Raw genomic sequence first — 22,819 nt, 5'->3', positions numbered from 1 at the left:
GCCATCCGGTATTCTCACCCCAAGCGCCTCGCGTTGCGAGATGACGCAGATCGTGATGCCCGGCCACGCCAACGGCGAATCCGGCGTCATGTTTGGCGGCATCATGATGCAATGGATCGACGTCTGTGCGGGCGTTGCGGCCATGCGGCATGCTGGCGGCACCGTGCTGACGGCGAGCATCGATCGCCTCGATTTCATGTCACCGGTGCGCGTGGGTGAGGTGGTGATCTTGCAGGCTCAGGTTAACTTTGCCCATCGCACCTCCATGGAGGTGGGGTGTCGCGTCGACACCGAAGACATGGCCTCGCGCAAGCCGCGAAATACGACCACGGCCTACCTAACGTTTGTCGCCATCGATCAGGCGCAGCGACCTCGCGACGTGCCGGCCCTGATTTGCGAAACCGATGAGGACCGCCGCCGGTTTGCGCAGGCCAAGATGCGACGGACCGAACGCCTTGCCGCCGCTGGCAGACTGGCCGCCGAGGGGCAGCCATGACGCTCGTGGTCAGTCAGTCGGACTACCCGTTGCTCCGCGTAACCGGTGGCGACCGCGTGCGATTTCTACAGGGCCTGACCACCGTAAACGTCGAGACGCTGGGCGTGGGCGCGCAGACGTGGGGTGCTATCCTAAGCCCCAAAGGTCGCCTCTTATCCATCTTTGAAATGGGCAAGACGGCCGAAGATATTTGGCTGCTGTGCGAGCCGTCGCTTGGTGAGGCGACGCGCGCGCTACTCGAAAAATATGCGGTCATGGATGACGTCGTCTTCACGCCCGATGATCGGCCAAAACACCGCGTATGGACCTCGCCAGCGGCGGCATGGCACGCGCCGATCGTGTTTGGGCCCGCGAGCGCGCCCGCCTCCTCCGAGCTCGTGCATGCATGGCGCGTTGCGGCCGGCATCCCCAGCTACGGCGTCGATGTCAGCGACGCGCACCTACCCTTTGAGACGCCACTGGCGAACTTTCTCGACTATCAGAAAGGGTGCTACGTTGGCCAGGAACCGGTGTTTCGGGTCCATGCGCAAGGCAAACCACAAAAACAGCTGTGCGGCCTACGCTTAACGGGCGCGCAACTACCGCTGCTTGGCGCCAACGTCTCCCACGCCTCGCGTCCAAGCGCCGGTACGGTGACCTCGGTGGCGACGTCGCCAGAGCTAGGGCTCATTGCCTTGGCCATGCTTCATCGCTCGTGTCTTGAGCCTGAGGCTCAACTTTTTGTCGACGATGCCCCGGCCCGGCTGGCCCCGCTGCCCTTTGTATGATGGAGCGTCGGATGCAGCGCGCGGTCATTCGCTCCACGGTGCGCCGCGTCTGCGCAGGCGCCATCGCGTTGACGTTGGCCAGCTGCGCCCGCGATGAAAACGTCAGCGACGCCCGCGCCATTGAGGTGAATGCCGCGGGTGGCATGATCGTGGCGCGCGTTGCCACCAGCGATGAGGCCGCAAAGCCCGCGCTCATCGACGTGCTGTCGCCGCTGACCGTCCGCCAGGCGGCGCTTGGGGAGCCGATCGAGCGCCGCGCCGAAACGCTGTACCTCTACGCGCAAGGGCCAGACGGCGCGCCGCGTGCCGCGCTGGGTGGCTTTTTTCGATTTGCATTTTGCGGCGCGGCCACCTGCCTCGCGGGACCGGCAGACGCGACGACCCCGATCGAAGCCGTCATTGGCGCCGACGCGCTGGCGGGCAACGCCTTGCGCATCAATTTCGTCGCCCAAGTGCTTTACCTGTTTCCCGACATCGTCGGCACCACGCTCGAACGTTCTCGCGAGTGCGATGCCGTCTTCACGGCGCCCTATTACGGTGGCGGCACCATCTATGTCCGCGGCACGCCGGTCGTCCTTGGCGCCCGTCGCCCGGTCCTTGATGGCTGTGTCAATGGCTCGATTTCGACGACGAGCTCCGGCGCCGGCGTAAACACGATGTTCACAATATCCACGGGAATCGCGACTAGCTTGCTCGGCGAAGCAACCTATGAGCGGCTTCGCCTCGCCGACCCTTCACTGCCGATGCTGGCGGATCTGCCCGCGTCGCAAACGTACTATGCGGGCACGCGCATCAGCGGTCGCGCGGCGGTGCTGCCACGGCTAGAGCTTACGTCCAAGCCGTCGACCACGACGGGTGACGCGGGGGGCGCGTGCGAATCGTTGGTGAGGCGCGCCCGGGTCCTTGCCGGAGACGCCTGCGACAATTCGGATTTGTGCATCAACCTGCCCGCGCATGTTGGCATCGCGCCAGCCGCGGGGATCGACTTTTTGGTGGTTCCCGACGCCTTGCCGTTGCTACAGGGTTTGCGCGCCGAGCTACGCGAAGATGAGCTCGCCGAACTCGATGGCGTCCTCGGTGGCAACGCCCTGCTCGCAAGCGAACTCGATTTTGACATCCCCAATAATCGCATCCTGTGGCGTTGCCGCGCCGAGGGCTGCCGCGCCGAACCGCTCTTTGCGCTGGCGCAAAAAACCGACCTCGCGGCTTGTTTCGCGCCGCCGACGGTGCCGTAATCGGCGCACGTGGAGTGGGCGCCCTATCTCTTATCGTTTCGCGTCGCCGGCGTCGCCACCTTGATTGCGCTGCCCCTGGGCGTGGCGCTGGCCTGGCTGCTGAGCCATCGCAATCTGCGCGGACGCCACCTGCTTGATGCGATTGTCACGGCCCCCATGGTCCTGCCGCCGACCGTGCTTGGCTATTATCTGCTGGTATCGCTAGGACCCAATAGCGCGGTGGGACGCTTTTATCACGCGCTGACAGGGTCATCGATTGCGTTTACCATTACGGGCGCTACCGTAGCCGCCGTCGTCGGGGCGCTGCCGCTCATCATCAAGGGTACGCGCCCGGCGCTTGAGGGCGTCGACCCAATTTTGCCGCTGGCCGCGCGCACGCTTGGTGCAAGCAAATGGCGCGCCTTCCTTACCGTCACGCTGCCCATCGCCGCGCCCGGTATCTTGAGCGCAACGATGCTTGGCTTTGCCAAAAGCCTCGGTGATTTCGGCGTCACCTGGATGCTCGTTGGCTCGGTGCCGGGACGCACCGAAACCGGCGCCATCTACGTCTACAACCAAATCGCAGCCGGCCACGACCGCCGCGCCGAGGCCATGGTCGTTGCCATGACGATCAGCGCCATCTTGCTTATGTATGGTGCCAATCGCTTGTCCATGCGCGGTAAACAAGGCCTGCCACCGTGACCACCGCGGCGTCGCTGCTAGTGGATGTAACGCTGCGGCATGTTGGCGGGTTCCAGCTCGTCGCGGCGCAGGCGTTTCCGCCCGGCATCACGTGTCTGCTCGGGCCATCCGGCTCAGGCAAGAGCTCCTTGCTCGCCGCCATCGCGGGCATTTCCAGGCCTGCCGAGGGGACGATTTCACTTGGCGACGCGACTTGGTTTCGCGCCCCTTCGTCCGCACCAGGTGCGGCAAGCGTCGGCGTCGACCTTGCGATCGAAAAGCGGCGTGTCGCCTTTGTCTTTCAGAGGCTGGCGTTGTTTCCACATCTGACGGCGCAGCAAAACGTACGCTACGGCCTTTACCAAACCAGCTCGCGAGAGGCGCAAGAGGCGACGGCCACGCACTTGCTTGCGCGCCTTGGCGTGAGCCACCTCGCGCAGCGCAAGCCGGCGAGTTATTCCGGCGGTGAGGCGCAGCGCGTGGCGCTGGCACGCGCGCTTGCCATCGCCCCCACCGTCATGCTGTTTGACGAGCCATTTTCGTCGCTCGATTTTGAGCTGCGCGTGGCCCTCGCCGAGGTCGTCAAGCAAGTGGTCGCCGAGGTCGGGGTGCCTGCGGTGTTTGTCACGCATTCGTCCAGTGAGGCCGCCGCGTTAACTGACCGCGTCTTGTACGTACGCGAGGGACGCCTGACCGCCACGCCGCCTCGCGCCTCGCAGCGGCTGCGCCGCCCGACGCCATTTCCGGCGTGATGGTGGGGACAAAACCCATATCAAGGCTTGTCAAAGCATGAGCTGTTCGCCACATTCCACAACATGAGAAACCCACGCTGCGCCGTGTTGGCCTGCGCCCTGCTGGCCGTCGGCTGTCAGTCGCGCGCCTCTGCCGTGCGGCACCCCCATGATCCGATGGCGGCGCTCACCATCGAGCACTATCGCCTAGCCAATGGGCTTGAGATCATTCTCCAGCCAGATCCCTCGGTCGGCTCGGTCGTGGTCCACGTTTGGTATCACGTCGGCTCCAAAGATGAGGTCGCCGGCAAGACTGGCTTTGCGCATCTCTTTGAACACGTGATGTTCAAGGGCTCAAAGCACGTGGGCGACGGCCAGTTCGACCTCTTGCTCGAGGAAGCTGGGGGCGTGAACAACGGCACGACCAACAACGACCGCACCAACTATTTCGAACAATTGCCATCGGGCCAGCTCGCCTTGGCGCTGTGGCTTGAGGCCGATCGCATGGCCGGGCTTTGGGACGCGGTGACGCAAGCGACGCTCGACAACCAGCGTGACGTCGTGAAGAATGAGCGACGGCAGTCGTACGAAGACCGTCCCTACGGCATGGCGGATCTCGCCTTACCCGAGTTGCTCTGGCCGGCAGGGCACGGCAACGCCCACCCAACCATTGGCAGCATGGCCGATCTATCGGCGGCCACGCTCGCCGATGTCGAGGACTTCTGGCGAACCTTTTATATCCCCGCCAATGCGACGCTCGTCGTCGTCGGAAATTTTGACGTCGCCACGGCCCGACGCCTGATAGACACCTACTTTGCATGGATGCCATCAGCGGCGCGGCCCGTGACCAGCGTCGCCGAGGCGGTTACGCCACTGGCCGGCCCGCGCCTCCATGAGGCGACCGACGACGTCTCGGCCGATAAGGCCATCATGGTATGGCGAGCGCCCCCAGCTTACAGCGAGGACATCGTCGCGATGCAAGTGCTTGCGTATATCCTCGGTGGCAGTGAATCGAGCCGGCTCGTGCGGCGGCTGACGATCACCGATCAACTCGCGATCGAGGTCGCCGCGTTTGTCGACACGATGCGCCTGGGCAGCGAGTTCCATATCCACACGGTTGGCCGCGACGGCGTCGCGGCGAGCACCATGGCCGCGGTCGTCACCGAGGAGCTCGCCCGCATCGCAGCGGATGGCGCGACGGAGCCGGAACTCATCCGGGCACGCCAAATGATCAAGAGCAGCCTGCTGCGGGGCATCGAGGCGCTCATCTCGCGCGCCGAAACCCTCGCCGAATACGCGGCCTATACCGGCAATCCGCGCTATGCCATCGAAGATCTACGGCAACTCGACGCCGTCACCTCGGCTGATTTGCAGCGCCTGGCGCGCACCTGGCTGGCACCGAGCGCGGCGCTGCACCTCTATATTCGACCGGCCCTGGCCGCGAAAGGAATTCCATGAAATTGCAGTTGGCGTTGGCGGCGTTCATCGCGTGTAGCTCACACCACGCCCTCGCCGTAGCCGATCCGGCCCCCCGTCCAGCCGTTCCGTGGGAAACGGCCGGCGTGGATTGGGCCAAAATCCCTCCTGCATCAGCGGAGGCTCCATTCGCCCCGCCAAACCTTGAGGAATTTACGCTGCCAAACGGCCTGCGCGTGGTGGTGGCGCAGCGACGTGGCGTGCCGCTAGTGAGCGTTGCGTTGGTTGCCCTCCAAGCTGGCGCAGCCAGCGGCACGCCAGGCTTGGCCCAACTGACGGGTGACCTGCTCACTCAGGGCGCCGATATTTATACGCGCGATACCTTTGCCGAGCGACTGGAAGAGCTGGGGGCCGTGCTTGAGGTGGTTGTTGGTCGTGACACCAGCACCGTGAGCGTGCGAACCCTGGCCGCGACGCTTGAGCCGACGCTCGAGCTGATGGCGCGCATGGTGGCCAACCCGCTGCTGCCGCGCGGTGACTTTGAGCGACTAGGCCATATCCAACTTGAGAACGTCTTGCGCCGCGACCAGGAACCGGGTCGCATGGCGGCGTTTCTGTGGCATCGTCTCGCATTTGGGGCGGCGCATCCCTACGGCAATCCGGTGATCGGACTGCCCGAGACGCTGCGAGCAATTTCTTTGCAGGACGTTCACGATTTCCATGAGCAGCATTACCAGCCCGCAGCGGCGTGCTTGATTATCGTGGGCGACGTCGCCGCCAAGGACGTGCGCAAAATGGTCGATAGGCGATTTGCGAGTTGGCAGGCCCGGCGACCACCCTTGCCCTCGCCGCGCCCTGTGGCCCCGGCCCTGCCGTCGACCTCGACGATTTACGTCTTCGATAAGCCCGGCACTGAACAGGCCGTCATTTACGCGGGCACCCCCCATGCGGCCCATGCCGACGATCAGCGCGCGGGCGTCGAGGTAGTTAATACGGCCTTCGGTGGCACGTTTGCGTCACGCCTAAATGGCACGCTGCGCGAGCAACTCGGTTACACCTATGGCATCTCGTCCAGCGTCATGCGCCTGCGCGCGGCGACGTTGCTGCTGGTCTCTAGCTCGATCAAGACCGCCAACACGGTCGATGCCGTGCGCCAAATCCTTGCCATCAAAGACCATACGCGCACGACGCCCTTGCCCGATCTAGAGCTACAGAAGACTAAGCGTTTTCTCATGCGCTCATTCCCCCACCAATTCGAGACCAACGGCGACGTCGCGCGCGCGCTGCGCGACATCGTCGTCCAAGCTCGGCCACTGGCGACGCTTCGCACCGCCCAGGCCGAAATCGCGGCTGTGCGCGCCGAGCAGGCTCAGCGTACCGTCGCGGAGTCGTGGCGTCATTTCACCATCGTCGTCGTTGGCGATCGCGCCGCGATAGGCGATTTGGGCGTGCTTGGCATGCCTGTCGTTTACGTCAATGCGGACGCAAAGGTCGTCGGTCCATGATCCCCCGGCACGGCGTTGTGGCGAGCGTGGCACTCGTTCTCGGTTGCGGCGGCGCGGCGCCCACGGGCGATGCCACGGTGGAGATAGCCCACTATGAGCTAGCGCTCGATCTTATTTCGCGCGCCACGCAAGGCACGTTAACCGCCACCGCGACCAGCGATGGCAACTGCTTTGCGCTGGCCGATGCTACGCGCGCGCTCACAGATGTCCGCGTCAATGGCGAGGCGGCGACGACGACGTATACCGCTGACGACAATACCGAGCTAACCATCTGCGGGCCCGGCTTTTATGCAGGTGACGCGCTGACCATCTCGTATAGCTCGGTCATTCCCGCCGAGACGCTGGGCGCAAGTCAGGTTGGCTTTTCCTCCCGCAGCATTGGCGGCGGCAATTTTTACTACATGCTCAATTGGGTGGCACAATGCGCGCGCCTTGGAATCTGTGATCCCGCGCCCGATCGTTTCGCCACCTACCGCTTCGTCGTGGCGCATCCGGCCGAGCTCACGGTGCTTTGTCCAGGTGACATCTCCACCTCGCCCACCCAGACCATCTGCAATTTTTCCAGCGCCGGCGGCCCGCTATACAGCACCATGGGCATCATCGCCTATGACCGCTGGACCTCGCGATCGCTTGGCACCTGGGACGGCGTCGCCGTAACCGGGTTCGAACGCGCCGGCGGCCGCGTGCTCGATGTGATCAATGCCGACTATTTTGCAAACTTCATGGCCTGGATGAGCGAACGCTTTGGGCCGTATCCCTATGGCGACGAGCTGCGTATCGTCGTCGCGCCAACGTACTGGGCTGGCTTTGAACACCCCGGCAACATCGTGCTCGACGATGCCCTCGTCTCGGCGCTTGGCGGCGACGAAGATGCCGTCCACACCTTGCTGCACGAAATTGTTCACCAGTGGGCCGGCGATCAGACCACCCTGGCCTCGACCTACGACTTTGTGTGGAAGGAGGCCATGGCCGAGTATCTGTCGTTTGTCTACGAAGATGAAACCGACGGCGAACTCGCTCGGCTGACGCGCGCAGGTTGGAAGGCGTATTCCAACGGCGCCGCATACCACCCGGTGCCCGAGGAGCAGCCCGCCCTTTTTACTTATTATGGTCACGTTTACGGCCCGGGGCCGATGGTGCTGTTTCGCCAGCTCGAACGCCTCACCTCGCGCGATGACGTACTTGCCGCGCTGCAGACGCTGCTCGGCGCACAGCGGGCGCTCTCGGTTGACGAGGTCGTCGCCGCGCTAGAGCAGACCACTGAGCTCTCGCTGGATGCCTACGCTGATGCCTGGATTTACGGTACTGGCGCGCCGGCGTGGCATCGCATCCAACTTACCGGCGGCGTCGCAAATGGCTTCTACAAGCTGACGGTGCAGGCCACCAACGCCCAGGCGGTGCCACTCGCCTGCCGTTTCAGCGTTGGCCTTATGTCCGCGGATCAAAGCGAGTCCCAATTAGTTAGCGTCGATCTTTGGAACGATGGCGCGCCGATCGCGACGTGGGAGGCAGATCTCGCGTTGCCCAGCTTTGAAGTGGCGAGCCTAGTGCTCGACCCGAATCACGAATGCCTCGTGTACCCGGCAGCCAGCTTGGTCACCATGCCGCGCGGTGTCAATTGGTCGCCCTGGGTGACCGAAAATCGGTATCGCCCTGGTCGCCCTTAACTAACTCCGCGTTGGCGTTTCATGCGCGAGGCGCAGCCTGTAGGATGCGCGCATGATTAAAGCGCACCCTCGTCGTATCTCTCTCTGCCTTGGCGCGATCGTCGCCGCGGGCGCTATCTTCGTCGCCTGCAGCAAGCTGCCAGGCAAATCGAGCGTGCCCGGCGTCGGCGGCCTGGCCGGCAACGACGGCAACTCCCTCGAAAGCAACGCGTGTGGCGATCTGTCGGGCAGCGACGTCGGCCGCAAGTACATGGCATTTATCGACGCCTCGGCGGACCTCCAGAAGGCCGCCACGTCGGTGGAATCTACGATTAAGGACGCGTGCATCGCGATGGGGCGCGAGCTGCAGCTGTCGGCCGCCCAACTTAGCGGCGACACCAAGACGATTTGCACATCCGCCTTTGCGACGCTGAGCGATTTCCGCAAGGTTGGCATCAAGGCCGGCGCCAAGGTCAATATCAAATATACGCCCGCCGTTTGCACGGTGAACATGAAGGCCGCGGCGAGCGCGGCAGCCAAGTGCGAAGGCAAGGCGTCCGCCGACATCGAGGTGCAGTGCTCCGGCCAATGCTCGGGCACCTGCAACGGCAAATGCGATGGCACGTGCGAGGGCAGCAGCAAGTCGGGAACCTCATGCAATAGCCAATGCGATGGTACCTGCGAAGGTAGCTGCGAAGGCGAATGTAGCGGCCATGCCGATGTCAAGGCGGAAGGTCAATGCCGCGCGAAGGCCGAGGTTTCCGCCTCGATCGAGGCGACCTGCACCCCCGCCAAGCTCGACGTTAGCGCCAAGGCCGGCGTCATGCTCGACAAGTCCAAGGCGGACGCGGCCTTTGCCGCGATGCGCGCCGGCATTCCAACCATCCTCTCAGCCGGCGCGCGCCTTGAATCGCTGGGCGCGGCGACGCGCACGTGGGCCAAGGCGGCCGGTGAACTCGCCAGCTCGGGCCGTGATCTAGCGTCGGAATTTCGCTCCCAAGCCATGTGTTTCACGGGCCAGGTCGCGGCGGTTGCCCGCTCGGTCACCGAGGTGAATGCCTCAATTTCCGTCTCGGTTGAGGTGTCAGCGTCAGCATCTGGCTCCGTAGGCGCAAACTAGGCTTCGGCCTGGTTTTGGGTCGCCCCGCCCCACGAGGCGCGACTCTGTATTGATTCGCCCCACCTACGTGGTATAGGACGGCCCTTAAGGACTCCTATGAAGACACTTACCGAATTTTCGCAAGTCGCCTTGCGCCGCGCCGCGGACGCGCACAAAGCTGCCGTCGCCGCCGGCCTGGAAGGCGACGCCCTCGCCGAGGCGCTGCAAACCCAACTCGGCATCCCCGCCGAGCGCGTGCCGCGGGTCATCGAGGCCGTCGAAATCGTCGGTGATGCGATCGAAACCCTGCGCTTGGTCCGCGTGTTTCAAGGCGAAGCGGGTCCGCAAGGCGCCATTTCAAAAGGCGAATTTCACTATGTCGTAAATCGTGCGCCGACGCCTAAGAGCGGCGCGGCCCCCGCCCGCAGTAACGACCGTCCTGGTCGCGACAAGGGCAAGAGCGGCGATAAGCGTGGCGGCGGTGGTGGTGGTGGCGGCGGCGATCGCCCCAGGGCCGAGAAGCCACGCGGCCTCGGCGCGCTGAAAGCCGGCGGTAGCAAAGACACCGGCCCCTCCGAGCGCGTGAATTTTGCTGAGATTCCCCGCGCCGGCATGGGCTGGCAATGGACCCGCGCGCCGCGCGATCCTAACGATACTCGCCCCGATCGTCCGCGCAAGGGCCCACCTGGCCGTCGTCCTGATGGCCGCGGTCCAGGTCGTCCCGGTGGAGGTGGCGCTGGCGGTCCCGGCGGTGGTCCTCGTGGCCCACGCCCACAAGCCGCCGCACCCGTAGCGCCTGCTGCCGCAGCCGCGCCAAGCGCTCCACCAGCGACCACTCCTTCGGCCGAATAGCGCGCGATTAGAACGACGCCGAGGCAGTGATGCGAAGCAATGCTTTCCTATTGCTGGGACTCTTGCTGCAAGCTTGTTCAAGCGCCACGGCACCTCCGACCAAAACCAACCACATCGAGTACAAGCACTCCAATGGGCTTTCGCTGCAACTGCCCCCAGGGTTTGCCGCGTCACAAATCGCTGATGGCTTCGTCGTGCGGGACACCGCAAGCCTCGACACCCGCAACCCCAAAGTAGCGCACATCACATTGCAGCAGCGGGCCGAATTGCCTGCGGGCGAGTGGTTGGAAACCAAGAGCGCGGCGGGCCGTCGTTGTTTATTGAGACGTGATCGCGAAGACGGTGGATCAGGTGGTGAGAGCCACAGGCTGACCGCTAAGTGCCCATATTCGGAGGGGTACGTGCAAATTGTCCAAGTCACCCAAGCTGAATGGCCGAGTTCTCTGGACCATTCGCTGGCATCGATGGTTATTGACGCCATCAACGAGCCCAGGCCTCCCAAGGTCCATTAGGGAACGGTCAACTGGTTCGTTGAGCGTGCGACGCTGCGAATGGCCGGCGTAAAGTGGGCGCGCGGCTACCGACTGGCCGTGATTCGAAACCAAATGACTTCATTGATTCGGCACTAGTGCTTCGCGGCGCCGACAACGCCACCGAAATCACCAAGCGCGCAAACTCTGCCCCCGGCCCGGGCCCCTGGAAAGCCCGGGGCCGGGGACGAGCCAGCACCATCGTTAAACCTTCTGACGACCATGGGCGCCATGGAACTGTCTGAGGTGTCGCATAGCGTGCGATGGAGCGCCGGGGCGCTGGCCATCTAACGCCGCGCCCGGCGCCTAATCGCCTAGCGATGCGCAGGGAGTCGCGGTGCGGCTACTCAACAGGTGCAGCCCGCTGCTTACAGCAGCGACTTCACCGCGTCCACGACGGCTTTTTGCGTAAGGCCAAATTTTTCGTAGATCGTCGGTCCGGGCGCAGATGCGCCGAAGCGGTCGACGCCGATCGCGATGCCGCGATCGCCAACCCAGCGATGCCAGCCAAAGGTCGTGCCGGCCTCCAGCGAAACGCGTGCGGTCACGCCGCGAGGCAATACCTGCTCGCGATAGGCCACGGGTTGCGCCGCAAACAGCTCCCAGCTCGGCATCGACACCACGCGCACTGCGATGCCCGCGCTCGCCAATTCCTCAGCCGCGCCAAGTGCGATGGCAACTTCGGACCCCGTTGCCAGGATGAGCGCCTTGGGATCAGCGGCGTCGCGCAGCACATAGGCGCCGCGCTCGGCGCCCGCGGTGTCCTTTGGCGAAACCACGGGCAAGTCCTGGCGCGACAGCACCAACGCAACGGGGCCGCGCGCGCCAGCCATCGCGATCCGCCAACCGGCGAGCGTTTCGTTGGCATCCGCGGGGCGATACGTGATCAGCCCCGGCATCGCGCGCAGCGACGCCAATTGCTCGACCGGCTGATGTGTCGGGCCATCTTCGCCAAGGCCCACCGAGTCGTGCGTCCAAATAAATAGCTGCGGTAAATGCCCGAGCGCCGCCAAACGCACCGCCGGCCGCAGATAGTCCGAGAAGACAAAAAAGGTCGAGGTGTACGGCCGCAGGCCACCGTGATAACAGATGCCGTTAGCGATCGCCCCCATCGCATGTTCGCGCACGCCAAAGCGCACATTGCGGCCGCGCGCGCCATCAAAATCACCGCCCGCGACGATGGTTTTGGTCGAGCCGCCAAGGTCGGCGTCGCCGCCGACGAGCCACGGCGCCAACTCGGCGACCTTGCCGAGCAGTTGGCCAGATGCGGTGCGGGTCGCGATGGCCTTGCCGGCGTCGTAGCCCGGCAACGCAGCCAGTTGTGCGCTCGTTAGCGTGCCGCTTTCGCCCGCGCGCCATTGCGCCAACAACTCGGGATGCGCCGCACCCCATTTGGCAAACAGCTCGTTCCACGCCGCATGGGCCGCCGCGCCGCGCGCGGCGCTCGTCGCAAATTCTTCGCGCGCCGCCGGGGGCACCAAAAACTGCGCCTGCTCATCCCACCCTAGCGTGCGCTTGGTGGCGGCGACCTCGCTGGCGCCAAGCGGTGATCCGTGCGAGGCGCAACTGCCCTGCTTCTTGGGCGAACCAAACCCAATCGTCGTCTTGACGATGATGAGCGTCGGCTTTTCCTGCGTCGTCGCAATGGTCATGGCATTCGCGAGCCCGGCAAGATCGTCATCGCCTTTCGCAACCGTCTCGACATGCCAGCCGCACGCAACAAACCGCGCCGCTACGTCTTCAGTGAAAATGAGTGACGCCGGGCCATCCAGCGTGACGTCGTTGGCGTCGTACAAATAGGTGAGCTTGCCAAGTTTCCAATGCCCTGCCAAAGAGGCCGCCTCGTAGGCAATGCCTTCCATGAGGTCGCCATCGCCGACTAACGCCCACGTGCGATGATTGACGATCTCAAACCCGGGGCGATTGTACATCGTCGCGAGCATGCGCTCCGCGAGCGCCATGCCGACCGCGTTAGCCGTGCCCTGCCCAAGCGGACCGGTAGTGGCTTCGACGCCCGGCGTGTCGTGGAATTCCGGGTGGCCCGGCGTCTTGGCGCCCCACTGGCGAAACTGCTTGAGGTCATCAAGGGACACGTCAAACCCAGCGAGATGGAGCAGCGAATAAAGCAGCGCCGAGCCATGCCCGGCGGACAAAACAAAGCGATCGCGATTGGCCCAGGTCACGTGCTTGGCATCGACGTTCAAAAAGTGTCGCCACAATACGTACGCCATCGGCGCCGCGCCAAGCGGCAGGCCTGGGTGGCCCGAATTTGCCTTTTCTACCGCGTCGATCGACAGCGTCCGCAACGTGTTCACAGCGAGCAAATCGGGGGGGCCAAACGCGGCGGGTGCCTTCATCACAAAAATGTAACATAGGGCAAACCCCTAGCAGAAGGGGCCCAGCCGCGATGCTCGCGCAACACGACAACGCGACCATTGCATGGCTGTGCGAAGCGATATAAACCAAGGGGCGATGACAAAGATGCTGCTGTTGCTTGCTACCTTGGCCGCGAGTGGTTGCGGCCAACGCGCCGCAAGCGAGGCCGGGGAAATCACCGTCGCGGCCGCGTCCGATCTGGCGATCGCTTTTGAGGAGCTGGGGCCAGCCTTCACCAAGGCGCACGGCATCAAGGTCAATGCGACGCTGGGCTCGACCGGCCAGCTCGCCAAGCAGCTCGCACAGGGTGCACCCTATGACGCGTTCTTCGCGGCCAATGTCGCGTTTCTCGACCAGGCCATCGCCGCCGGCGCCTGCGAAGGTGCGAGCAAGGCGCTATATGCGCAGGGCAATGTGGTGATTTGGGTAGCCAAGTCCAAAGCGCCGGCACCCGCGCTCGCGACCCTGACCGATGCATCGATTCGCAAAATTGCGATCGCCAATCCCGATCATGCGCCGTACGGCGTAGCCGCGAAGCAAGCCTTACAACACGCCGGCATCTGGGAGGCGGTGTATCCCAAGTTGGTGTTTGGCGAAAACATCCGCCAGACCCTGCAATATGCCCAAAGCGGCAACGTCGACGTCGCCATCGTCGCCTTGTCGCTTGCCAAACACGCCGACGACGGTGTGTTTACGCCTATTGATCCGGGATGGCACCAACCCCTCACACAGGCCACCTCGGCCTGCAAGGGCGGCAAAAACCTCGCCGGTGGCCGCGCCTTCGTCGAGTTTGTGACCTCACCCGCTGGGCAGGCAATCTTGGCCAAGCATGGCTTTGCGCCGCCCCCAGCCGTAGCGTCGCCCGCGAGCTAGTGCTAAATCGCGGCGTGTGACCGCATCCATTGGAGCTGCCAACCCGCGCGAGCGCTCCATCGTCTTGCTGCTGGCGTTTGTCCAATTCGCCAATATCGTCGACTTTGTCATGGTCATGCCACTGGGGCCGGACCTCGCGCGCGCCTTGGCGATGCCACCCAGCCAGCTCGGCTATGTTGGCGGCGTGTACATGCTCGCCGCCGCGATCGCCGGCATTATCGCCGCGCGCTTCCTCGATCGTTTTGATCGGCGATCGGCGCTCGTCATGGCGCTGGTGGGGCTGGCCATCGGCACCGCGAGCGGCGCGCTGGCGTTTGATTTCTGGAGCCTGCTTGCCGCGCGCTTTTTGGCGGGAGCCTTTGGCGGCCCCGCCACGGCGATCTGCATGGCCATCATCGCGGATGTCGTGCCGTTTGAGCGGCGCGGCCGCGCCATGGCAACGCTCATGGGTGGATTTTCGTTTGCGTCGATTCTTGGCGTGCCTACCGGGTTATGGCTGGCGCGCGTGGGTGGCTGGCACGCGCCGTTTCTCGGCGTCGCCGCTTTGGTGGTTGGCTCGGCCATCATCGCACGCACGATGCTGCCCTCGCTCACGGCGCATCTGGCGACGAGCCGGGCGAGCATCGCGACCAACGCGCTGCTGCGCCGCCCGGGCGTGGCCATGTCGTTTGCCCTGGCCGCGGTGCAGTCGTTCACCATATTTTTGATCATCCCCAACCTATCAGCCTATTTCCAAGGCAACCGCGGCTACGAGCGCGCGAATCTGGAATCGCTCTACCTCATCGGTGGCTTGCTCAACGTCGTTTTTATCGCGGCCAGCGGGAAGTTGGTCGACCGCCTGGGGGCCCTTCCGGTCGCCATCGTCGGCAATGTCATGCTGCTCGCCGCCTTGTTGCTGGGCATGACGGGACCTGCGCCCGCGCTGCCGGTGTTGCTTACCTTTATCCTCTTTATGTGCAGCGGCGGGCCGCGCATGGTGCCGATGACCACCGCGACGTCGCAGGTGCCGGCGCCACATGAACGCGGGCAATTTATGTCGGCACTTTCATCGGCACAAAACCTCGCCGCCGCCGCCGCCGCGATGCTTTCGGCGGTAATCCTTGGAACTAGCGCGGTGGTCGGCGAAATCGCGGTCGCGCCCGCCTCGGCGCAAGTGGAGCCCTTGCTGCACGTCGACTGGCTGATCGCCATCGCCGTCGGCCTCACGCTCGCGACGCCCGCCATGATTTGGAGCGTCGTTAAGGCGGGACGGGCGCGACGTGCCGAGCCTGCGCTGCCTAGCGACCCTAGTGGGATTTGAACCACACGTTTCCGGTTTGAGAAAACCAGCGTCCTAAGCCTGCTAGACCATAGGGTCGATCGGCAACCTAGCACGACCCACGCGCAGCGGGCTACAGCGCGCCATGCACGCGATCGCCGTCGATGGGGCACACGTGCGAGGCGTCGTTAAGTCGCACCACGATCAGCTCGCCCGCGCGCGCGCCGCGCAACGTATTCAACGTCGCTGGCGCCTGATCGAATGACCACACGTGCTCGTAGGACAGCCCGAGCGCATCGCACAAGATGACGCGATTCACCGCGTCATGCGCGACGATGAGAATGTTTTCGCCGCTTGCGGCCGCGCACGCGCGCTGCACCGCCGCCGCCGCGCGCACCCCAACATGCGCCAGCGATTCGCCTCCGGGCCCTGCCGCCATCGTCGCCGGCGGGCGACCGCGCCACGCCGCGAACATGGCGGCGTCGTCGCGGCTCACATCGGTCGCCAGCTTGCCTTCCCATGCGCCGTGCGAAATTTCGATCAAGTCGGCGTCCGTGTGCAGAGTTGGCACGACCGCCCCTCGATTTGCGCGCAAGATCGCCTGCGCCGTATCCTGGGCCCGCCTCAAGGGAGACGCCACCGCATAGGCGAAGTCGACGTCTGCCAAGCGGGCGCCAAGTGCGGCCACCTGCTCGATGCCAGCGGGCGCCAAATGGGTGTCCGTTCGTCCCTGGTAACGCCCCTCGGCGTTCCATGTTGTCTCGCCATGGCGAACTAAAAAAATCCGCATGCGATGGTGACCCCAACGAGATTCGAACTCGTGTTACCGACGTGAAAGGCCGGTGTCCTAACCGCTGGACGATGGGGCCGACTATTAAGTTGTGAGCCCAGATGGATTCGAACCATCGGCCACCGGCTTAAAAGGCCGATGCTCTACCGCTGAGCTATAGGCCCGGTAGGTGGAGACTTATGCCCGAACTTGGCTAGCCTGGCAAGTCTTTGCCGGCGGTTTGACACCAAAAAGATCGCCACCGCGAACGCCCTTATTTGCAACTGCTCGAAACCTGGCGAATGCCCGTGCCGCTGCCCGTCGGCGTGACGATGCCTTGGTATCGTCGAGTCCGTGGAACGCCACGCCACGCCCACAGCGACCAAGCGGATGCTCCGCCAGCAATTACGAGCGGCACGTGATGCCCTTGCGCCCAGCGATCGTGCGGTGCGATCCGCGGGGATTTGTGCCGGGCTGCGCGACCTCGTGGCCGCCATGGCAGGCCACGAACTGACCATCGCCACCTACTGTGCCATTCAGTCCGAGGTGGATCTCGCGCCCCTGCGCCACATGAGCCTACCCGACAAAACCATCCGATGGGCATTCCCCTTGCTCGACCGTCGCGACATCCACTTCCACGTCGGGGAGCCAACCGAGCCTGGCCCATGGCAGCTCTTGCAGCCGCACCGGGACTCGCCCCGTCTGGGCGCAAGCGATCTGAACCTCGTCATTGTGCCCGGAATGGGTTTCGACCGCCGCGGCCACCGATTAGGATACGGGGCTGGTTACTACGACCGCGCCTTGGCGCGACTCTCATCCTCCACGCGCTTTATTGGCGTGTGTTTTCGCGAACAACTCATCCCTATGATTCCCGACTCAGATGGCGACATCCCGATGCACGCAATCGTCAGCGACGACGTGGACGGCGACGTCATAGTCCATCAAATTGGAGCGCTCCCATGAATCCCTTGCTTCTTCTGCTCGCGATTGCCATCGGCATCGCTATAGGCGCGACTGTCGGCGCCGTGATCTTTCGCGCCAAGCGCAGCCCTGCCACCAATGCTCGCCAGCTTGCTGAGAGCGAGGCCGCGAGGCTGCGCACCGCCGCCCAGGCTGAAATCGCTACGCTGCGTAAGACCGCGGAGATCGACGCGCGCGATCAGGCCCTCAAGCACAAGGCCGCGTTGGAAGAGGACCTCAGCAAACGCAAAGAAGAGCTGGCCACCAAGGAGGCCGCGCTGGCGGCCAAGCTGCGCGATGCCGAGCGCCAGCGCAAAGACGCCGAGCGCAAGGAAGCCGACCTAAAGGGCAAGGAGCGCTCGCTTGAGGGCCGACAAAAGCAGGCCGAGGCCGCCGTCGCCAAGGCCGAGGAGGCGCAAAAACAAGCCAAGGAGCGGCTCGAGCAAGTGGCAGGCCTCTCGGCCGATCAAGCCAAGGCCGCGCTCGAGCAGGCGCTGCGCGGTGAAGCGCAGGCCGGCGTCGCGGCCGAGCTCAAGCGCATCGAAGACGAGGCCGCCAAGGAGGCCCACGCCCGCTCGCGCACCATCATCGCCGCGGCGATTGCGCGCTATGCGAGCGAATTTGTCCATGAGCGCACGGTGTCGGTGATCCCGCTGCCATCTGATGACCTCAAAGGCCGGCTCATTGGGCGCGAAGGTCGCAACATCCGCGCGCTTGAGGCGGCGACGGGCATCGACCTCATCATCGATGACACCGCCGAGGCGATTTCGATTAGCTGTTTTAATCCCATGCGCCGTGAAGTCGCGCGCCTGGCGATTAGTTCGCTCGTCGCCGATGGCCGCATTCACCCAACGCGTATTGAAGAATCGGTTAAGAAGGCCGAAAAAGAAGTCGACAAGAGCTGCAAGGCCGCCGGCGAACAAGCTTGTTTTGATCTAGGGATTCATCGGGTGCATCCCGAGCTGGTCAAGACGCTGGGCAGCCTTAAGTTTCGCTCGTCGTACGCGCAAAACGTGCTGCATCACTCGATCGAGGTCGCCTACCTCGCGGGCCTCATGGCCGCCGAGCTCGGCATCAACGTCAAGCTGGCGCGGCGCGCCGGCCTGTTGCACGATATCGGCCGGGCGATCGATCACGAGCACGAAGGCGATCACGGCGCGGTCGGCGCTGACTTCGCGCGCAAGCACAACGAATCGCCACGCGTCTGCCAAGCGATTCGCCTCCACCATAGCGAGAGCAGCGAGATGGGCGTGCTCGAGCACGTCATTGCGGCGGCCAACTCGCTCTCGGCGCAGCGCCCCGGCGCGCGCCGCGAGACGCTCGCTAGCTACGTCAAACGCCTCGAAGACCTCGAAAAGCTGTGTCAGTCGTTCGAGGGCGTCGATCGCGTTTACGCGTTGCAAGCCGGTCGCGAGGTGCGCGTCATGGTCGAGAACGCCTCGCTCGACGACGCGGCAGCCATGCTGCTCGCCAAAGACATCGCCAAATCCATCGAGCAGCAGGCCGCGTATGCCGGCGGCGTCCGCGTGGTGGTTGTGCGCGAAACGCGCGCCTCCGACTATGCGCGCTAACAAGGCGCGATGACTGCCAACCGCGGAGCCAACGCATGAACATTCTCGAAGAACTTCGCGCTCGCCAGCTCGTGGCCGATGTCACTCATGAGGCGGAGCTCGCTGCCCTGCTCACGGGCGATAAGGTGCCGCACTATGCCGGGCACGACCCAACCGCCACCAGCCTGCACGTTGGGCACTTGGTGCCGATCATCATTCAGGCACGGCTGCAACGCGCCGGCCATCGCCCCATTGCGCTGGTCGGCGGCGCCACCGGCATGATCGGCGATCCGTCGGGCAAGAGCGCCGAGCGCAACTTGCTAGACGCGGAGACCTTGCAACAGAATGTCGCGGCGATCGGCACGCAGCTGCGGCGCTTTTTTGACTTCGACGAAGGCCCCGCCGGCGCCAAGCTGGTCAACAACTTCGACTGGACCAAGGACATCTCCTATATCGATTTTCTGCGCGACATCGGCAAGCACATCACGGTCAACTACATGCTCGCCAAGGACTCGGTGCGCACGCGCCTGCAAGACCGCGAGCAAGGCATCAGCTACACCGAATTCTCGTACATGCTGCTTCAGGCCTACGATTATGTGCATCTCGCCAAGCACTTTGGTTGTCGGCTGCAAATTGGTGGCTCCGACCAGTGGGGCAATATCACCGCGGGCACCGAGCTATGGCGCAAGCTTGGTCATGAGACGCAAATCTTTGGCCTCACGGCGCCGCTGCTTACCGACAGCGCCGGCGAAAAAATGGGCAAGACCTCGACCGGTCAACGGGTGTGGCTCGACGCCAGCAAGACCTCGCCTTACGCCTTCTACCAATACTGGCTGGGCGCGGCCGATGCCGACGTGGCGAAGTTTCTCAAGATGTTTTCGTGGCGGCCGCTGCAGGAGCTCGACGACGTCATCGCCGCGCACGCCGCCGCACCGCATGAGCGACTGGCGCAAAAAACCCTCGCCGAGGATTTTACGCGTTGGGTGCATGGTCAGCCTGGGGTAGCAACCGCGCAGGCCGCGACCGCGGTGATGTTTGGCAGCAGCCTCGAGGGCATCAGCGACGATACGTTGCGCGCCTTGCAGGCCGACCTGCCCACCGGCGACATCGACGGGGCAGCGCTTGCGGCTGGCCTAAGCGTCCTCGACTTGCTCGTCGCCGGCGGCCTTTGCAAATCCAAAGGCGACGCCAAGCGCTTGGTGGCCGCAGGCGGCGCATATCTCAATAACGTGCGCGTGCCCGATGAAAAGCTCATCGTAACCAACGAGCACCGCGCCTCGGCGTCGTTCATCTTGCTTCGCAGCGGCAAAAAAGACTACCGCCTGATTCGAATTAGCTAGGCCCCAGGCGCAATCTCGGCGCGCATCGCCTCGACGTAGCTCGCGCCTTCGGCAATTTCGCCGGGCAAGGCCTGTTGCATGTCATCAAGGGTCGCGCGTAGGGGTACGGCGTGGGCGATGGCGCCGCGGCTTTCGAGCACTTGCCCAAACGCAGCTTGCTCGTCCTCGTGCACCAGGCCGTGCAACGCCTCGCTTTGCGCCACCGCATCGGCATTGGCACCCGCCGCATCCAGCGCGCCCGCCTGCCCTTGCGCCACGGCGTGCGCGCTGCCAGTCAAGACGCCTTGAAATTCCTTTTTTGACATGCCGGTAACCAGGCTAAGCACGCCCCGCGCCAGCCATTGCTCGACGCGGCCGATCGTCGCCTGCGCCAAAGCGCGCACCTTGCGCCGCACAAACGCCAGCGCGCGCTGCCACCATGAGCCACCGACCACCTCCGGAATTGAGGTATCGCCGACGGTCGCCTGGGCGATGGCTGCGTCCTGCAAGGCGATCGCGGAGGCAATCGGCTCAGCCGCTTGCAGCGCGTGCTGTTGCTCGCCGAGCACCGTCTGACTGGCCTCTAGCTTTTCCTGATTTCTAGCGACGAGGCCACGTCGGGCTTGGTCGAGCGCACGCAGCGCGGCGGCGGTTTGGCCGATATCCTGGAACTCGAGCACCAGGCTCTTGTGGCGGCCGATATAGGTTTCGATCACGCGCCTGGCCTCGGGTAAACGGCGGGCGGCGTGGGTCGCGGTGGCCAGCGCCTCCGGCGTCCAGGCGACGGTCAGATCCTCATCGCAACGTGCCGCACGTTCGCCTTCCGTTGCTAGCGGCTCAAGGTCGAGTGACCTATGTGGCAGCTCATCTAACGACGCTGGGGCTGACGGCAGCGGGCGGCCGCGCTGCTTGTGCCACGGCGCGAGGAGCATCTCCCCGGCCTCGATGGTCTCGACATGCGCGTCATCGCCGTGAAACGCTTTGAGTTCGCGGCCTAGCTCACGATCGGCGATTTGACCGGCTTGATCAAGCTGCCGATCAGGGTGCGGCGACGCCTCGCGCGAGGTCAGCTCGGCGACGCTGGTGTTTGCCCGCGCCTCCGCCAAGGCCGCAGGCCGCGCCGCAATGCGCGCGATTTCGTCGTCGAGTTGCTGCCGCGCTTCGGAGGCCTGCGCGCGCTGCACTTGCAGCTCATGCCGCGCGCGCTTGTCGGTCGGTAGCGCGCGGCGGCCGAGCTGCCGCCGCTGCCGCCGATTTGCCTGCGCCGCCTGCGCCAGCTCCGAGAGCGCCGCATCGCTTTCTTGGGTATCGGTCGCCAGGTGCGCCCGGATCCGCCGCTGCCGCAAAGCAACCGCATGCGCCTCGCCGTGCTCGGCGGTCGCAAGCCCCGCGCCGAGGCGCTCATAACGCGCCACCGTGACATCTCGCGTCTGTGCATACGAAGCCGCGGTGCCGCCGGCCTGTAGGTGTGCCTCGAGCCGACGCTGGTCGTGGCGTCGCTGACGGCTTTCAACCAGCCGCGCCGATTTTCGCTGCCACCACGCGAACGGATTTTTTCGCGCCGCTAGGCGAGCGCCGGGAAGACGTGCCGCGACGGTGCGCACGCGCTCCGCCACGCGCAAATAGCTAGGCTGCATCGCCGCCGAGCGCGCCGCCCGCGCCTTGGCAACCGAGCCAAGTGTCCGCGCCGCCTTGATCGCACCACCGGCCTCCTTTTTAAGCAATCCGGCTAGGGCTTTGGCCTGAAGCGGGTCCCCACTGTTTTTAAGATCGCGAAACCTAAGCGCGCCCAGCGCGAAGATCGCGAGATCGGTGCAGGCCGCCATCGCCTGCAGGCATTTGCTGGCAAGCGCAATGACCGCGGCGATGATGGCGACAGGCGGCGCTACCGGTCGATAAACCTTGGCCAAGATCTTAGCCGCCCACAGCACCTCGGTCACGACGTCAAGCACGGCAAGCGACGCGCGATACGTCGCGCGTTGGCCATCGAGACGCACCAGCATTGCGCCGACGACGCCGTCAATGGCGACATACGGACTTTCATAGGTCCCGGCAAAGGCCGCGGCATCGAGCGCCAAGATCGACCCGACGGCGGGCACTTGGTGCCACGCGCTGGTGGCAGCCTTGTCGGTGGCAAGGAAGGCCGCGCATTCATCGACCTGACTCAGCATCGCGGTCAACGCATCCAGCTGTTGTTGTCGTTCGGGATGTAGCGGCAGCCGCCCAAGCGCGGCATCGACCGCCGCCGGCCGGGAAACGCCAGGAACCGCATCAAATAGCTCGCTGGCCGCCAAGGCCTCGCTCGCCGCGACATCGCCGAGCGCTGGCGCCGTGGTACCGCCACCCGTGACGCGCCGACGTGCACGGCGGGCGTGAGGCTTTGCCGCCGTGCCTCGCACCACCTGGTTTGGCAGATGCTGGTCGGCGCAGGCACCCGCCGAAAGCACATCCACCGGTATCGGCTCGTCGGTGGGGGCCTTATCGCGGTTGTCGGCAATCACCTCCGCGGCCTCATCCGCGCAGGCCTCGCCGTCGCTGCGCAACCTGGCCAGATGAGTGCGCACCACCGCCCCTAAATCGGCAAGGGCAAAGCCCCCGGACGCCGCCGGCAACGCCGCCGTGAGCGGCTGCATCGCGGCCGCGTGAAGGGCCATGGGCGCCTGTTGCTGGGCCACCGCACGCGTAAACGCCGCCGCCAGATCGCGCTCATCGCGCTTCACCATTGCCAGCCCATCGCCTGCTGCAAGATCGCCATGTCCTGTTATCAGCGGCCAAAG

Annotated in this window: 19 protein-coding genes and 3 tRNA genes; 16 read left to right on the top strand and 6 right to left on the bottom strand. The window is 64.6% G+C overall.

Annotated features, from left to right (window positions below; translation table 11 throughout):
- Positions 1-40: 40 nt before the first annotated feature.
- From IPL79_03855 to IPL79_03805, 11 genes are all read left to right on the top strand, one after another.
- Positions 41-496 (top strand): acyl-CoA thioesterase, encoded by a 456-nt coding sequence (locus IPL79_03855; GenBank protein ID MBK9070124.1) that lies wholly within the window; start codon positions 41-43, stop codon positions 494-496.
- Positions 493-1,263, top strand: coding sequence for a folate-binding protein YgfZ (locus tag IPL79_03850; protein ID MBK9070123.1), 771 nt, complete (start codon positions 493-495; stop codon positions 1,261-1,263). The genes IPL79_03855 and IPL79_03850 overlap by 4 nt, the downstream gene beginning before the upstream one ends.
- A gap of 11 nt (positions 1,264-1,274) precedes the next feature.
- Positions 1,275-2,498, top strand: a complete 1,224-nt coding sequence (locus IPL79_03845; protein ID MBK9070122.1) for a hypothetical protein — start codon at positions 1,275-1,277, stop codon at positions 2,496-2,498.
- Between the two features lie 9 nt (positions 2,499-2,507).
- Entirely contained in the window at positions 2,508-3,179 is a 672-nt protein-coding gene (modB, locus tag IPL79_03840; protein ID MBK9070121.1) for a molybdate ABC transporter permease subunit, read from the top strand.
- On the top strand, positions 3,176-3,910 hold the full coding sequence (locus tag IPL79_03835) for an ATP-binding cassette domain-containing protein (protein MBK9070120.1): 735 nt from the start codon (positions 3,176-3,178) through the stop codon (positions 3,908-3,910). The genes modB and IPL79_03835 overlap by 4 nt, the downstream gene beginning before the upstream one ends.
- A gap of 63 nt (positions 3,911-3,973) precedes the next feature.
- Positions 3,974-5,347 (top strand): insulinase family protein, encoded by a 1,374-nt coding sequence (locus IPL79_03830; GenBank protein MBK9070119.1) that lies wholly within the window; start codon positions 3,974-3,976, stop codon positions 5,345-5,347.
- Complete coding sequence (locus IPL79_03825) at positions 5,344-6,810, top strand: insulinase family protein (GenBank protein MBK9070118.1); 1,467 nt, start codon at positions 5,344-5,346, stop codon at positions 6,808-6,810. Before IPL79_03830 ends, IPL79_03825 begins: the two co-directional genes overlap by 4 nt.
- Before the next feature lie 26 nt (positions 6,811-6,836).
- Positions 6,837-8,477, top strand: a complete 1,641-nt coding sequence (locus tag IPL79_03820; GenBank protein MBK9070117.1) for a hypothetical protein — start codon at positions 6,837-6,839, stop codon at positions 8,475-8,477.
- A gap of 52 nt (positions 8,478-8,529) precedes the next feature.
- Entirely contained in the window at positions 8,530-9,576 is a 1,047-nt protein-coding gene (locus IPL79_03815) for a hypothetical protein (GenBank protein ID MBK9070116.1), read from the top strand.
- Between the two features lie 96 nt (positions 9,577-9,672).
- The gene (locus tag IPL79_03810; protein MBK9070115.1) at positions 9,673-10,407 is read left to right on the top strand and encodes a hypothetical protein; all 735 of its coding nucleotides are present in this window, start codon (positions 9,673-9,675) and stop codon (positions 10,405-10,407) included.
- A gap of 50 nt (positions 10,408-10,457) precedes the next feature.
- Positions 10,458-10,919: a hypothetical protein gene (locus IPL79_03805; GenBank protein MBK9070114.1), complete on the top strand. Its 462-nt coding sequence runs from the start codon at positions 10,458-10,460 to the stop codon at positions 10,917-10,919.
- 386 nt (positions 10,920-11,305) lie between these two features.
- Here the strand turns inward: IPL79_03805 and tkt are convergent, their stop codons facing one another.
- Positions 11,306-13,294, bottom strand: coding sequence for a transketolase (gene tkt / locus IPL79_03800; protein MBK9070113.1), 1,989 nt, complete (start codon positions 13,292-13,294; stop codon positions 11,306-11,308).
- Between the two features lie 115 nt (positions 13,295-13,409).
- Here tkt and modA point away from each other — a divergent pair, with 115 nt between their 5' ends.
- Together modA and IPL79_03790 are read left to right on the top strand one after the other, a co-directional pair.
- Positions 13,410-14,186 (top strand): molybdate ABC transporter substrate-binding protein, encoded by a 777-nt coding sequence (modA, locus tag IPL79_03795; protein ID MBK9070112.1) that lies wholly within the window; start codon positions 13,410-13,412, stop codon positions 14,184-14,186.
- A gap of 16 nt (positions 14,187-14,202) precedes the next feature.
- A complete protein-coding gene (locus tag IPL79_03790) occupies positions 14,203-15,486 on the top strand; it encodes an MFS transporter (GenBank protein MBK9070111.1) in 1,284 nt (427 codons plus the stop codon).
- Here IPL79_03790 and IPL79_03785 read toward each other — a convergent pair.
- The 4 genes from IPL79_03785 to IPL79_03770 form a co-directional block, all read right to left on the bottom strand.
- Positions 15,468-15,543: transfer RNA gene (locus tag IPL79_03785), tRNA-Glu, on the bottom strand. The two genes, IPL79_03790 and IPL79_03785, sit on opposite strands and share 19 nt — an antisense overlap.
- A gap of 34 nt (positions 15,544-15,577) precedes the next feature.
- Entirely contained in the window at positions 15,578-16,234 is a 657-nt protein-coding gene (locus IPL79_03780; protein MBK9070110.1) for a histidine phosphatase family protein, read from the bottom strand.
- Between the two features lie 4 nt (positions 16,235-16,238).
- Positions 16,239-16,313, bottom strand: a tRNA-Glu gene (locus tag IPL79_03775).
- A 13-nt stretch (positions 16,314-16,326) separates the two neighbouring features.
- Positions 16,327-16,398 (bottom strand) — tRNA-Lys (locus IPL79_03770).
- 169 nt (positions 16,399-16,567) lie between these two features.
- On the opposite strand from IPL79_03770, the gene IPL79_03765 reads away from it, so the two are divergent.
- Genes IPL79_03765 through IPL79_03755 form a run of 3 tightly spaced genes read left to right on the top strand, consistent with a single transcriptional unit; the run spans position 16,568 to position 20,063 of the window.
- Positions 16,568-17,176 carry a 5-formyltetrahydrofolate cyclo-ligase gene (locus tag IPL79_03765; GenBank protein MBK9070109.1) on the top strand — a complete coding sequence of 203 codons (609 nt, stop codon included), beginning with the start codon at positions 16,568-16,570 and terminating at the stop codon, positions 17,174-17,176.
- Complete coding sequence (gene rny, locus IPL79_03760) at positions 17,173-18,744, top strand: ribonuclease Y (protein ID MBK9070108.1); 1,572 nt, start codon at positions 17,173-17,175, stop codon at positions 18,742-18,744. Before IPL79_03765 ends, rny begins: the two co-directional genes overlap by 4 nt.
- A gap of 35 nt (positions 18,745-18,779) precedes the next feature.
- Entirely contained in the window at positions 18,780-20,063 is a 1,284-nt protein-coding gene (locus IPL79_03755) for a tyrosine--tRNA ligase (GenBank protein MBK9070107.1), read from the top strand.
- On the opposite strand, the gene IPL79_03750 is transcribed toward IPL79_03755, so the two are convergent.
- Positions 20,060-22,765 (bottom strand): hypothetical protein, encoded by a 2,706-nt coding sequence (locus IPL79_03750; protein ID MBK9070106.1) that lies wholly within the window; start codon positions 22,763-22,765, stop codon positions 20,060-20,062. The two genes, IPL79_03755 and IPL79_03750, sit on opposite strands and share 4 nt — an antisense overlap.
- Positions 22,766-22,819: the final 54 nt, after the last annotated feature.

This window comes from Myxococcales bacterium, from assembly GCA_016716835.1.
In the GTDB taxonomy this organism is placed as follows: domain Bacteria; phylum Myxococcota_A; class Polyangia; order Haliangiales; family Haliangiaceae; genus JADJUW01.
The sequence above is the reverse complement of the archived record's forward strand: the minus strand, read 5'-3'. Positions and strand labels throughout refer to the sequence as shown.